This window comes from Burkholderia cepacia complex sp. TUM26381, assembly GCF_057439935.1.
This window is the reverse complement of sequence record NZ_CM172007.1, coordinates 1,572,439-1,585,621: the sequence shown is the minus strand read 5'-3', so window position 1 is coordinate 1,585,621 and position 13,183 is coordinate 1,572,439. Positions and strand designations below refer to the sequence as shown.

11 protein-coding genes are annotated in these 13,183 nt (G+C 69.0%); 7 read left to right on the top strand and 4 right to left on the bottom strand.

What is annotated here, in order from left to right; translation table 11 throughout:
* Nucleotides 1-523: 523 nt before the first annotated feature.
* The gene (gene otsA / locus ACWMMN_RS23875; protein WP_059240498.1) at nucleotides 524-1,930 is read left to right on the top strand and encodes an alpha,alpha-trehalose-phosphate synthase (UDP-forming); all 1,407 of its coding nucleotides are present in this window, start codon (nucleotides 524-526) and stop codon (nucleotides 1,928-1,930) included.
* A 15-nt stretch (nucleotides 1,931-1,945) separates the two neighbouring features.
* On the opposite strand, the gene ACWMMN_RS23870 is transcribed toward otsA, so the two are convergent.
* Both ACWMMN_RS23870 and ftsH read right to left on the bottom strand, forming a co-directional pair.
* Nucleotides 1,946-2,413, bottom strand: coding sequence for an OsmC family protein (locus tag ACWMMN_RS23870; RefSeq protein ID WP_059240497.1), 468 nt, complete (start codon nucleotides 2,411-2,413; stop codon nucleotides 1,946-1,948).
* An 85-nt stretch (nucleotides 2,414-2,498) separates the two neighbouring features.
* Complete coding sequence (gene ftsH / locus ACWMMN_RS23865; RefSeq protein WP_486424040.1) at nucleotides 2,499-4,472, bottom strand: ATP-dependent zinc metalloprotease FtsH; 1,974 nt, start codon at nucleotides 4,470-4,472, stop codon at nucleotides 2,499-2,501.
* Nucleotides 4,473-4,944: 472 nt separating this feature from the next.
* Between ftsH and ACWMMN_RS23860 the strand changes: the two genes are divergently transcribed.
* A complete protein-coding gene (locus ACWMMN_RS23860) occupies nucleotides 4,945-6,609 on the top strand; it encodes an acid phosphatase (RefSeq protein ID WP_174992125.1) in 1,665 nt (554 codons plus the stop codon).
* A gap of 102 nt (nucleotides 6,610-6,711) precedes the next feature.
* Here ACWMMN_RS23860 and ACWMMN_RS23855 read toward each other — a convergent pair whose 3' ends face one another.
* On the bottom strand, nucleotides 6,712-8,208 hold the full coding sequence (locus ACWMMN_RS23855; RefSeq protein ID WP_059240494.1) for an FAD-dependent oxidoreductase: 1,497 nt from the start codon (nucleotides 8,206-8,208) through the stop codon (nucleotides 6,712-6,714).
* Nucleotides 8,209-8,491: 283 nt separating this feature from the next.
* A complete protein-coding gene (locus ACWMMN_RS23850; protein WP_059240987.1) occupies nucleotides 8,492-8,701 on the bottom strand; it encodes a hypothetical protein in 210 nt (69 codons plus the stop codon).
* A 460-nt stretch (nucleotides 8,702-9,161) separates the two neighbouring features.
* Here ACWMMN_RS23850 and ACWMMN_RS23845 point away from each other — a divergent pair, with 460 nt between their 5' ends.
* The 5 genes from ACWMMN_RS23845 (at nucleotide 9,162) to ACWMMN_RS23825 (ending at nucleotide 13,099) form a co-directional block, all read left to right on the top strand.
* On the top strand, nucleotides 9,162-9,578 hold the full coding sequence (locus ACWMMN_RS23845) for a nuclear transport factor 2 family protein (RefSeq protein ID WP_486424039.1): 417 nt from the start codon (nucleotides 9,162-9,164) through the stop codon (nucleotides 9,576-9,578).
* Between the two features lie 3 nt (nucleotides 9,579-9,581).
* Entirely contained in the window at nucleotides 9,582-10,439 is an 858-nt protein-coding gene (locus ACWMMN_RS23840; protein WP_486424038.1) for an SDR family NAD(P)-dependent oxidoreductase, read from the top strand.
* A gap of 46 nt (nucleotides 10,440-10,485) precedes the next feature.
* Entirely contained in the window at nucleotides 10,486-11,244 is a 759-nt protein-coding gene (locus ACWMMN_RS23835) for an SDR family oxidoreductase (protein WP_174992123.1), read from the top strand.
* A gap of 37 nt (nucleotides 11,245-11,281) precedes the next feature.
* Nucleotides 11,282-12,118 (top strand): SDR family NAD(P)-dependent oxidoreductase, encoded by an 837-nt coding sequence (locus ACWMMN_RS23830; protein ID WP_059240490.1) that lies wholly within the window; start codon nucleotides 11,282-11,284, stop codon nucleotides 12,116-12,118.
* Between the two features lie 72 nt (nucleotides 12,119-12,190).
* Nucleotides 12,191-13,099, top strand: coding sequence for an NAD-dependent epimerase/dehydratase family protein (locus ACWMMN_RS23825; protein WP_059240489.1), 909 nt, complete (start codon nucleotides 12,191-12,193; stop codon nucleotides 13,097-13,099).
* Nucleotides 13,100-13,183: the final 84 nt, after the last annotated feature.

Sequence of the window (13,183 nt, the reverse complement as noted above, 5' to 3'; positions counted from 1 at the left end):
GCATCGTCGCCATCCGGTGCGCGAAGGATCACGCGCGCACAACGACGCGCAGCGCCGGTCCGCGTCGCGCGTTCGCGGCCCACTTTCAGGTAGATCGCGCATCGGCATCGGCGCGCCCGGCATCGGCTTTCATTGCCGCCGATCCCCATTCCGTCGTGCGCACATGCACGTCGTCGCGGACGATCGCACGTCATGCGTCCGCACGCTGCCTTGCGTCGCGCACGCTGCGTTCGCAGCGACGCGCAAGTTTCGATCCTGCCCGCATTTCGTGCGTTGCCACACCGGCGTCATGGAAATCGCGCTGCATTCGCACTCGCGACGTTCGTCGATACAGACTTTTAAAACGAACGAATGACGAGTATGCTTAAAAAAGCACCCCCCGTTCGGACGGCGAATCGCGTGCCCTGACTCCCGTCCGTTCGCATTGCGGCCCCATCGCATCGCGCCCCGCGCGTCGATGGCGGCGTCTGCTTCTCGCGCCTCGGCCGCACGAATCTTTCCCCAACAATTATCAGGAGAGCTAGTGAGCCGACTCGTCGTCGTATCCAATCGCATCGCAGACCCCCGTAAAGCCGCGGCCGGCGGCCTCGCCGTTGCCGTGAAGGACAGCCTGCAGGAAACCGGCGGCGTATGGTTCGGCTGGAGCGGCAAGCTACGCGGCGGCGACGATCAGCCTACGCATGGCGACGACGTGCAGATCCAGAACGTCGGCGGCATCCAGCTCGCGACGATCGACCTCGATCCGCAGGATTACGACGCGTACTACCTCGGCTATTCGAACAACGTGCTGTGGCCGGTGTTTCACTACCGGCTCGATCTCGCACAGTTCGACCGGCGCTTCGCCGACGGCTACCGGCGTGTGAACCAGTTGTTCGCGCGCAAGCTGCGCACGCTGCTGCGGCCCGACGACACCATCTGGGTTCACGATTACCAGCTGATTCCGCTCGCCGCCGAGCTGCGCGCGATGGGCTGCACGAATCCGATCGGCTTCTTCCTGCACATTCCGATGCCGCCGCCGCCGATCATGGCCGCGATCCCGGAACACGAATGGCTGATGCGTTCGCTGTTCGCGTACGACCTCGTCGGCTTCCAGACCGAATCGGATCTGCTCCACTTCGAACATTACGTCGAAGCGGAAGCGGGCGCGGCGCGGTTGCAGGATGGCCGGCTGCACGCGTTCGGCCGCACGCTGTCGGCCGGTGCATTCCCGATCGGCATCAACGTCGACGAATTCGAATCGCTCGCGCGCGATCGTGACGGCATCGACATGTTCGACCGGATGCGCGACGAATATTCGCGCCGCCAGTTGCTCGTCGGCGTCGACCGGCTCGATTACACGAAAGGGTTGCCGCAGCGCGTGCATGCGTTCCGCCAGTTGCTCGAACAGTATCCGGAGAACCGCGACCGCGCGACGCTGATCCAGATCGCTGCACCGAGCCGCGAGGATCTCGGCGCGTACGACGACCTGCGGCGCGAGATGGACAGCCTGTGCGGCGCGATCAACGGCGACTACGGCGAGCTCGAATGGATGCCGATGCGCTACATTCACCGCACCGTCGCACGCAAGCGCCTGCCGGGCCTGTATCGCGCGAGCCGCGTCGCGCTCGTCACGCCGCTGCGCGACGGGATGAACCTCGTCGCGAAGGAATTCCTCGCCGCGCAGGACGCGGCCGATCCGGGCGTACTCGTGCTGTCGCGTTTCGCCGGTGCGGCCGAGCAATTGAAGCCGGCGCTGCTCGTCAATCCGTACGACACGCAAGGCACCGCGCAGGCGATCCAGCGCGCGCTCACGATGCCGCTCGAGGAACGCCGCCAGCGTCACTCGGCGCTGATGGCGATCGTGCGCAAGACCGACGTGCACTGGTGGCGCACGCGTTTTCTCGACGCGCTCACCGAAGCAGCCGAAGTCGCGGCCGCGACCGAATCCTGACGCGCCGACGCGCGCTTACGCATCCGTCGCCGCGAATTCGAGCGTCGCGCCGTTCATGTCGCACACGTCGACCGAAATCGGGATGCCCGCGCGCATGCTCTCGGTCACCACGCAATACGCATCGAACCGGTCGAGCACGCGCGTCGCCGCCGCGAGATCGGCCCACGTCTTGCCGATCGACAGCCGCACGGCCATCGCCCCCACGCGCACCCGCCCTGCTTCGTTCTGCACCATGTCGACGTCGATATGCGCGGCAATCGGCTGTGGATCGACGTGCTGCTTGTCGAATGCGAACAGCAGGCTCGCCGACAGACAGCTCGCAACAGCCGCGGCCAGCAACCGGATCGGGTTCGGCCCGCATCCTTCGCCGAGCGGCGGCGGTTCGTCGGTGAGCACCGGCGCCAGCGTCGTGCCGGCAAACCTGACTTCGAAGCGGAAACGCGCCTGCTGCGCGACATCCACCGATACGTGCGCGTCGCTCATGGCGACTCCGTGACTGGAAAGAGGGAAAGAAAGCGCGGCGCATCGACAGGTCGACGCGCGCCGCCCGCAGGTCGGCGCAGCGCGTTCAGCGATCGGGGTCGCGCGGCCGGCCGTACGCGACGAAATCGCGCTCGACCGCAGAAGCCTGCTCCGTTTCGATGGCGCCGCCGCGTGCGCCCGCTTCGTCGGGGGGCGCCGACGGGGCCGACGACGCGTCGACGCGCCCGTCGATCAGCGCCTGAAGCGCGTCGCGTTCGAGCACCTCGCATTGCAGCAGCCGTTGCGCGATGCGTTCGAGTGCATCGCGGCGCTCGCCGAGCGTCGCGGCCACCCGCGCATGCGCATCGGTCAGCAGCGTGCGCACTTCGTCGTCGATCATCCGTGCCGTGTGCTCGCTGCAGCGGCCGTCGCCCGCATGCCAGGCGCCCGGCATGCCCTGGCGCGCATCGCCGTCGTCGAACGTCGCGAGTCCGATCTTCTCGCTCATCCCGTACTGCATGACCATGTGACGCGCCATCGCGGTCGCGCGTTCGAGATCGTTCTGCGCGCCGGTCGATACATCGCCGAACACCAGCTCTTCGGCCACGCGCCCGCCGAGCAGCGCATCGATCCGGTCGAGCAGTTCGCTCCGGCGCAGCACGTAGCGATCCTCGGTCGGCACCTGCTGCGTATAGCCGAGCGCGGCGACGCCGCGCGGAATGATCGACACCTTCTTCACCGGGTCGCAATGCGCGCGGCTTTCCGCGACGAGCGCGTGACCGGCTTCGTGATACGCGATGGTCAGCTTCTCCTGCGCGTTCATCACGCGGCTCTTGCGCTCGAGGCCCGTCAGCGCGCGGTCGATCGCCTCGTCGAAATCGGCCATGCCGATCGCCGGCTTACCGAGTTCGGCCGCATGCAGCGCGGCCTCGTTGACGACGTTCGCCAGATCGGCGCCGACGAAGCCCGGCGTACGCGACGCGAGCTCGCCAAGGTCCACGTCGGCTGCGAGCTTCACGCGCTTCACGTGCACGCCGAGAATCTGCCGACGGCCGTTCACGTCGGGCCGGTCGATCGCGATGTGGCGATCGAAGCGGCCCGGCCGCAGCAACGCGGGATCGAGAATCTCCGGCCGGTTCGTCGCGGCCATGATGATCACGCCGGAGCCGGCCTGGAAGCCGTCCATCTCGACGAGCAGCTGGTTGAGCGTCTGCTCGCGTTCGTCGTTGCCCGACATCGGGCCGACGCCGCGCACCTTGCCGAGCGCATCGAGCTCGTCGACGAACACGATGCACGGCGCCTTCTGCTGCGCCTGCTCGAACAGGTCGCGCACGCGCGCCGCCCCCACGCCGACGAACATCTCGACGAACGCCGAGCCGCTGATCGAGAAGAACGGCACGGCCGCTTCGCCGGCCACCGCACGCGCGAGCAGCGTCTTGCCGGTGCCCGGTGCGCCGACGACGAGCACGCCCTTCGGGATCTTGCCGCCGAGACGCTGGTAACGGTCGGGATTGCGCAGGAACGCGACGAGCTGCTGCAGCTCGGCTTTCGCTTCGTCGATGCCCGCGATGTCGTCGAACGTGATGCCGGTTTCCTGCTGCACGTACACGCGCGCGCGGCTCTTGCCCATCCCGGTGAAGTCCTGCAGCCCGCCGCGCCGGCGCAGCATCATGTTCCACACGAACACGAACAGCACGAGCGGCAGCAGCCACGACGCGAGCGCGGCGATCCAGCCCGTGTCGGGCGTGCCGTGATAACGGATGCCGGCGGCGGTCAGCGTGTCGGTCAGGTGCTCGTCGGTCACGCGGTTGGTCGTGAAGCGCCACGGCGCGCCGGCCTGCTGCACGGCTGCGGCCTCGGATGCCGGCAGCATCGTGCCGGCCCGCGGCATCTTCAGCGTGCCCGAGATCGACGCGGGGCCGACCTCGAGATCGTCGACGAGCCGCGCGGCGACGAGCGTGTGGAAATCGCTGTACGCGATCGATGCCGACGACGGGTGCAGCATCAGCAACTGCGCGGCGAACAGCACGAAGAAGCCCGCCGCGATCAGCAATCCCGGGTAGTCGAATTTCCTGTCCATGGCATCGGGCCAGCCTCGTGTGCTGCGCGGCGTGCGCTCACGCGGGCACGCGCGCGCAACCGGCACGCGGCATCGGCGGCCCTGCGAAAACGGCATCCATCCGCGCCATCGTCGCCTCGCTGTGTCGCCTTGTTTCGTCGCATCGACGACGCCGCGACGACACCGTCGGCCGGCGCCGCCGGGCGATCCTCGCCCGGGCGGCACGCCGCGACGCGCCGCCCCTGAATCCAGTCTAGCTCGCGCAAAGGCGTCGCGCATTGCCCGCCGCGCGAGTCGATTCGTCCGACAAACGGCTTTCATTCGCGGCACTCGCCGCGTTATAGTCGCGTTCGTGACATTTTTATGACAATTCGATCGCCGGCCTTTCCGCGCCGCGCCCGGCATTGCATTTCGTCACGCATCGCGGCAGCCTGAGCGACGCCGCCGCACATCGAACGATACCGCCCACCCGCCCATTCGAGGAGCCCACGACGTGACCGACACCCCCGATCGCCCCGACGACCTTCCCGCCGATCCCGACCGCCGCCGCGTACTCGGCGGCCTCGCCGCGCTCGGCGCCGGTGTCGCGCTCAGCGGCTGCGAAACCACCGCCGGCAGCGCGCCGCGTTCGGCCGCCGACCTGCGCATCGACGAGGCGTTGCGCCAGCGCGTACGCCACATCGTCGTGATCTATGCGGAAAACCGCAGCTTCTCGAACCTGTACGGCGATTTCCCCGGCGTGCAGCACCCGCTCAGCGAAGTGCGGCCCGAACACGCGCAACAACTCGATCGCGACGGCAAGACGCCGCTGCCCGTGCTGCCGAAGATCTGGGGCGGGCTCGTGCCGCAGGCGCAGGAAGTGGACGGCAAGCGCTATGCGATCGCCGAGCGCGACATCGACAAGCTGCCGAACGCGCCGTTCCGGATCGCGGACGCCCAGGGCAAGCCGCTGCCGAACAGCGTGATCACGCGCGACCTGTGGCACCGCTTCTATCAGAACCAGATGCAGATCGCGGCCGGCCGCAACAACCAGTTCGCCGCGTGGGCCGATTCGGGCGGCCTCGTGATGGGCCATTACCGCAATTCGGCCGATTCGCTGCGGCTGTGGAATCTCGCGCGGCAATACACGCTGTGCGATAACTTCTTCATGGCGGCCTTCGGCGGATCGTGGATGAACCACATGTTCCTGATCTCCGCGCAGCCGCCGCTGTATCCGGACGCGCACAAGCATCCGCATGCGGCGAAGCTGCTGTCGAAGGTCGAAGGCAACGATCCGGCCGGCACGCGCCTGAAACTCGCCGACGATTCGCCTGCGTCCGCACTCGAAGGCCCGCCGAAGTTCGCGGGCGACGGCCCGCTGACGCCGGACGGCTACGGCGTGAACACGATGGCGCCGCCGTACCAGCCGAGCTACGTGCCGCCGCCCGATCCGGGCAACGCGGCGTATGCGGACCCGGCCGACCATCGCGTGATGCCGCCGCAGGGCTATGCGACGATCGGCGACCGCCTGTCGGAAAAGAACGTCGACTGGGCGTGGTACAGCGGCGCGTGGCAGTACGCGCTCGAACATCGCGATACGGGCACCGTGCCGGATTTCCAGTACCACCACCAGCCGTTCAACTACTTCGTGAAATACGCGCCGGGCACCGAGGCCCGCCGCCAGCACCTGCGCGACGCGGGGCTCGGCGACGCGCCGTCGACCAACCATTTCATCGCCGACATCGACGCGGGCCGCCTGCCGGCCGTCACGTTCTACAAGCCGCAGGGCAACCTGAACATGCATGCCGGCTACGCGGACATCGAATCGGGCGACCGTCACATCGCGACGGTGATCGACCATATCCGGCGCGGGCCGCAATGGGAAAACACCGTGATCGTGATGACGCACGACGAGAACGGCGGCTGGTGGGATCACGTCGCGCCGCCGGTAGGCGACCGCTGGGGCCCCGGCTCGCGGATTCCGGCGATCGTGATCTCGCCGTTCGCGAAGAAGGGTTTCGTCGATCACACGCTGTACGACACGAACTCGATCCTGCGCTTCATCAGCCGCGTGCACGGACTCGCGCCGCTCGACGGCGTGGTCGTGCGCAACCAGGCGTTCGCCGCGCGCGGTGCGACCCCGCCGGGCGATCTCACGAACGCGCTCGACCTCGGGTGACGGCCGGTTGGTCGCGCGATCGGTGATTGCGTGACCGCTTGAACCGACGACGCCCCGGGCAATGCGATCGATTGCCCGGGGCGTCTTTCGTTTACGGCACCGCTACGCGGCGCTGCGCAATGCGTCCCGCACGGCCTGCGCCGCGTGACGGCCGGCCTGCCGGCCGAAGAACGTCGAGTCGGCCAGCGACAGCCCCGAGCTGTACCCGGCGCCCCAGCGCGGCAGCCCGCACGTCGTCCGGCCGGCCGCGTAGAGGCCCGGCACCGGCGCGCGCGCCGCATCGAGCACCTGCCCGGTCGGCAGCGTATCGAGCCCGCCGAGCGTGAAGTGCGGATAGAACGCGTAGTCGATCCGGCAATCGAGCGCGACGAACGGCGGCTCGATCAGCGGCTGCAGCCATTTCTTCGCCTTGTGGAACAGCGGATCGGCGCCTTCGGCCGCATGGCGGTTGTAGACGTCGACGGTCGCCGTCAGCGTGCCGGCCGGCATCTGCAGGTCGCGCTCGACTTCCTCCCACGTTTCCCCGGCCGCCGCGATGCCGATTCGCGCGATCGCGGGCGGCGCCTCGTAGGTCGCCTGATCGACGAGCAGGTAGATGCGGTCGTCGGCCTGATGGAACGCGTGATGGCCCGTGCGGCCGTGATAGCCGTCCTCGTTGATGAAACGCTGCCCGCGCGCGTTCACGAAGATCCCCTTGATCAGCGCTTCGGGCGCATAGAACGGCAGGCTGACGAAGCCCTGGTCCATGTGGATCGCCGCACCGCCCGCGCTCTGGCCGAGCAGGATGCCCGAGCCGTCGTCGCCCGGGCTGCCGATCGGCTCGTCCGAGCGCAGGAACTGCGGCGCGTGCCGGCGCACCATGTCGCGGTTCATCGCGAAGCCGCCCGCGCACAGGATCACCGCACGGCGCGCCCGCACGAACGCGGTCTCGCCGTACGCGCGCAGCACGGCGCCGCATACCGTGCCGCCGTCGTCGACGATCAGCGCGATCGCGCGCGTGTCGTAGCGCGTGGCCACGCCGAGCGCCGCGACGCGCCCGGCCAGCACGCGCATCAGCATCTGCCCGCCGCCCCAGCCCGGCCATTGCGGCGTGTGGCCGCGCGGGCACGGCTTCGCGGCTTCGCTGAACGGCCAGGCTTCCTCGCTGCCCGACCAGATCAGGCAGTCGTCGGTTTCCGGTTCGACGATCCGCTCGGCGATGAACGTGTTCTTGTAGGTCAGGCCCTGCGCGACGAGCCAGTCGTGGTGCGCAAGGCTCTCGTTCGCATAGACGCGCACCTTCGCCTCGTCGGCGTCGCGGCCGCCCGCGAGCATCAGGTAGCGGTACAGATCCTCGGTGTCGTCGGTGAAGCCGGCCTGCCGCTGTGCGGGCGTGCCGCCGCTGCCGCCGAGGTAGATCTCGCCGCCCGACAGCGCGCTCGTGCCGCCGTAGCTCGACGCGCGCTCGACGATCAGCGTGTCGGCGCCGGCGCTCGCGGCCTCGATCGCCGCGCACGCGCCGGCCGCGCCGAAGCCGACGATCACGACATCGTGTTCGGCATCCCAGCGAGGCACGTCGCGCAGGTTCAGGGGGTGGTTCAGGGAATAGTCAGATGACATGAGGAAGGCGTCAGCGTGAAGGGAATCTGCGGAAAGCGGCAGTCGTGGCACGAGCCCGCCGGCACACGGCGTGACGCGGAGCAGCGCGGTCGATACGAACACGCTGCGATGCGAGCGCAGCCGCGTGCGGCGTCTTGCGCGGTGGAAAGCGAACGGCCGTCGAACGGCGTGAAGCCGAACCGGCCGCGCGATCCGGTAGGACACGCGACGATTGCGTCGCGGCCTCGGCGCACCGTCACGCCGCGACGGCGCCATTCCTGCGCGGCGCGTGGCCGCGCCGGCGTCACATGCCGCGCAACGCGGCGAAACCGAAGTGCGACGGATCGATCGGCACACACCCGGTCGGCAGGCCGTTCGGATCGACCGAACGGCATTGCAGGATGCCGGCCGCATACGGCGGCGACGGGACTTCGTCGGCGCCGTATCGCGCCATCGCGATGGCAGCGAACGTGCCCATCGCCAGTACGCACAGCTTGCGAGTCGTCAGTCTCATGATCGTCGTCCTCTCCGGTTGGCCGCTGGTGCGGTTCGTGTCCGGCGCGCATCGCTTGCTGCGCCGGATGACTGCACGGTAGCCAGCGCCCGGCCGCAAGCCATCGTCCATTTCGACTAGGGGCAAACGCTGAGCGGATGCGGCATCGCATGCCGCGCTGCACCACGACGGTCAGCGGAATTTCGCGCAGGAAGGAAACACGGCACGCCGGACGCCTTTCTCGACCGGGCGGACCCATCGTCAGACGCATGCGTGATCTGGTTCGCCGCATCGCACCATCAACACGCGATCGCACGATGCGCGGCGGTCGACCCCGGTGTTTTCCCCGACCCTCGCCCTGCTCCGTATGGATGATGAGTCGCGACCGGTCCGATGCGAACCTGCGCATCGACGTCGCAATGCCGTCGCGTCCGCACTCGCGGCGCGGCTGACTCTTTCCGTTTTTCCACGGGAGCACTGCATGACCGATTCGAATCCCCGCCACGCGCTGTACGACCTGGCGTGCCGTTACGCGCAAGCCGTCGACCGGCGCGACTGGCCACGCCTCACTTCCCTCTTCACCGCCGATGCCACGCTGGCCGGCCCCGGTTTCCGCTTCGACGACCGCGATGCGATCGTCGCGGGCATGCGCGTGATCGAGCGCTACGACGCAACCCAGCATCACGTGCACAACCAGCTCGTCACGCTCGCCGGCGGCGAGGCCGATGTCGAGACCTACGGCATCGCGTGCCACGTGTACGTGCGCGACGGCGTGAAGCGCAAGCTCGACTGGGGGCTGCGCTATCGCGACCGCTGCGTGTTCGACGGCGGCTCGTGGCGCTTCGCCGCGCGCACGCTGCACGTCGACTGGTCCCAGGACCTGCCGCTGGAGGGCTGAACGATGCGCACCTCTGCTCCTCTCGCCGGCCGCACCGCGCTCGTCACGGGCGGCGCGGGCGGCATCGGCGCGGCCTGTGCACAGGCGCTCGTCGCCGACGGCGCGGCCGTCGTGCTGATGGGTCGCCGCCGCGATGCGCTCGAGCGCGCACAACGGCAACTGACCGATGCGACACCCGGCAGCCGCGTCGCGATCCATGCGGGCGACGCGGGCGACGAAGGCGACCTGCAAGCCGCGCTCGACTGCGCCTGGGCGCTCGACAACCGCCTCGACATCGTCGTGCCGACCGTCGGCGGCGCCGGCTTCCGGCCGCTGCTGCTGCACGATACCGACAGCTTCCGCGCGGAAATCGACCTGAACCTGCACAGCGCGTTCGCCGCGATCCGTCATGCCGCGCCGCGGCTCGCCGACAGCGGCGGCGGCGCGATCGTCTGCATCTCGTCGACAGCCGCGCAGATCAATTTCCGCTGGCTGTCCGCGTACTGCACCGCGAAGGCCGCGCTCGAAGCGCTGGTGCGCGGCGCGGCCGAGGAACTGGCCGGCGCGAAGATCCGCGTGAACGCGGTACGCCCGGGCCTCACGCGTTCCGAAGCCACGGCGCCGATGTTCGACAACCCGGCGCTCGTCGACAGCTTTCTCGAACAGATTCCGCTGGGCACGCTCGGCGAACCCGACGCGATCGCGCACGCGGTGCGCTATCTCGCGGGCCCCGAGTCGGGCTGGGTGACCGGCCAGAGCTTCGCGGTCGACGGCGGCCACGAACTGCGTACCAACCCGCGCGTCGACGACACGATCGCGCAGATCTACGGCACGGCCGCGCTCGATGCGATCAAGGCCGGCCGCGCACCGGGCGCCGCATGAGCGCCCGCCTTCCCTCACCCACCCCCACAAAGGACACCGACCGACCATGAATCGAGTCGCAAACAAGGTCGCGCTGATCACCGGCGCGGCAAGCGGCGTCGGCCGCGCGGATGCACTGTTGCTCGCCGCCGAAGGCGCGCGCGTCGTCTTGACCGACATCGACGAAGACGCGGGCCGTGCGCTCGCCCGCGAGATCGGCGACGCAGCGCTGTTCGTACGTCACGACATTGCCGACGAAGACGGCTGGCAGCACGCGATCGCATCGACGCTCGACCGCTTCGGCCGCCTCGACGTGCTCGTCAACAACGCGGCGATCTGCCCGGTCGGCTCGATCGAGGACACCAGCCTCGACACGTGGCGGCGCGTGATGCGCACCAATGCCGACGGCTACTTCCTCGGCTGCAAGTACGCGATCGGCGCGATGAAGGGCAACGACACGCCGGGCTCGATCGTGATGATGTCGTCGGTTGCCGCACTCGGCGGGCTGCCGATGATGTGCGCGTACACCGGGTCGAAAGGCGCGGTGACGGCGCTCGCGCGCAGCGTCGCCGTGCACTGCAAGCGCAGCGGCTACCGGATCCGCTGCAACTCGATCCATCCGGACGGGATCTGGACGCCGATGACGCAGGCGCTGATGCCCGACCTTGACCCGGTCGCGCTCGGCATCGGCAGCGATCCGATGGCGCGCATGTGCGACCCGCAGGACGTCGCGAATCTCGTGCTGTTCCTTGCGTCCGACGAATCGCGTTTCGTCAACGGTGCGGAACTGCGGATCGACAACGCGCAACTGGTGTCGTCGCTGTGACGCGCCCCGGCACTTTCCCGTTCGAAGGAGTCCCCAGATGATTTCATTCACCGGCAAGACCGTGCTGGTCACCGGCGGCGGCGCGGGCATCGGCCGCGCCTGTGCGGAAGCGTTCGGCGCGGCCGGCGCGCGCGTGGCCGTGGCCGAAATCGACGCGGCGCGCGCGCAGGACGTGCGGGCCGCCCTCGAAGCGGCCGGCGTCGATGCGCTCGTCGGCACCGTGGACGTCACGCGCCGCGACGAGGTCGATGCATTCGCGCGGACGATCGACGCACGCTTCGGCGGCCTCGACGTGCTCGTCAACAACGTCGGCGATTTCCTGCAGATCGCGAAACCATTCGAGGATTGCACCGACGACGACATCGAGCGGCTGTTCGACGTGAACCTGCGCCAGGTGTTCACGGTCACGCGCGCGATGCTGCCGTTGCTGCGCCAGCGCGGCGCGGGCAGCAGCATCGTCGGCGTGTCGTCGATCGAAGGCTTCCGCGCGATTCCGAACTGCGCCGTGTACGCATCGTTCAAGGCCGCGTTGACCGGCTTCACGAAAAGCCTCGCACTCGAACTCGGGCCGGCCGGCATCCGCGTGAACCAGATCGCGCCGGAAACCACCGAGACGCCGCAGGTGCCCGTCACCGCGATGGTCGCGGCCGAACACCACAGCCACATCCCGCGCTGGATTCCGCTCGGACGTTTCGGCGCGGCCGGCGATATCGCGGGCGCCGCGCTGTACCTCGCGAGCCCGCTCGCCGCCTGGGTCACCGGCACGACGCTGCACGTCGACGGCGGCGCCCTCGCCGCAGCCGGCTGGTATCGCGACCCCAACGGCTTCTGGACCAACATGCCCGTCGTCACGGGCAACGGCTTCAATTTCTGAACGGCGCAACGCACGCGCGCCACTTCATCCGTTCAATTTACGCGGCGCGTCTGCGCCGCCACCGGAGACACCATGAAGATCCTGATCGTCGGCGGCACCGGCCTCATCGGCGGCCATGCCGCGCTGCACCTGCAAGCGCAGGGCAATCACGTCACGCTCGCCGCACGCAAGCCGCCTGCGGCCGGCAGCGCGCTCGCGCAGTTCGACGTGCTGCAGCGCGACTACGTGGCCGGCAACTTCACGCGCGACGATCTCGCGCCATTCGACGCGGTCGTGTTCGCGGCCGGCAACGACATCCGGCACCTGCCGCCCGGCACGGACGAAGCCGCGCACTGGGAACGCGCGAATGTCGACGCCGTGCCGCGTTTCTTCGCGCTCGCCCGCGACGCGGGCGTGAAACGCGCGGTGCTGGTCGGCAGCTTCTATCCGCAGGTCGCACCGGCGCTCGTCGACACGGTGCCGTACGTGCGCTCGCGCCATCTCGCCGACGAACGCGTGCGCGCGCTCGCGACGCCGTCGTTCGCGGTATGCAGCGTGAATGCGCCGTTCGTCGTCGGGTCGGTGCCGGGGCTGCGCAACGAGATGTTCGCCGCGTACACGGGCTATGCGCAGGGGCAATTCGCCGGGCTGCCGGTGTACGGCCCGGCCGGCGGTAGCAACTTCATCTCGACGCAATCGCTGTCGGAAGCGATCTGGGGCGCGCTGCAGCGCGGCGAAGCGGGCAAGGCCTACCTCGTCGGCGACGAGAACCTGAGCTTCGCCGACTACTTCGCCGCGTTCTTCCGCGCGGCCGGCAACCCGCAAGACGTCCCGTCGCTCGACCAGGAGCATCCGCTGCTGCCCGATATCGCGATCTACACGGGGCGCGGCAACGTCGTGTCGTACGAGCCCGATGCGGCGGACCTCGCGCTGCTGCGCTACCGGCGCGGCGACGTGCAGCGGGCAGTCGACGAAGTCGTCGCGCATTGCGGCGCGCAGTAAGCAACGCGGATGCAAAAACGTCCCGCCGCCGGCAATGCATGCCGGCGGCGGGACGTCAGGAGCGATGCGTCGATACGCCGACGC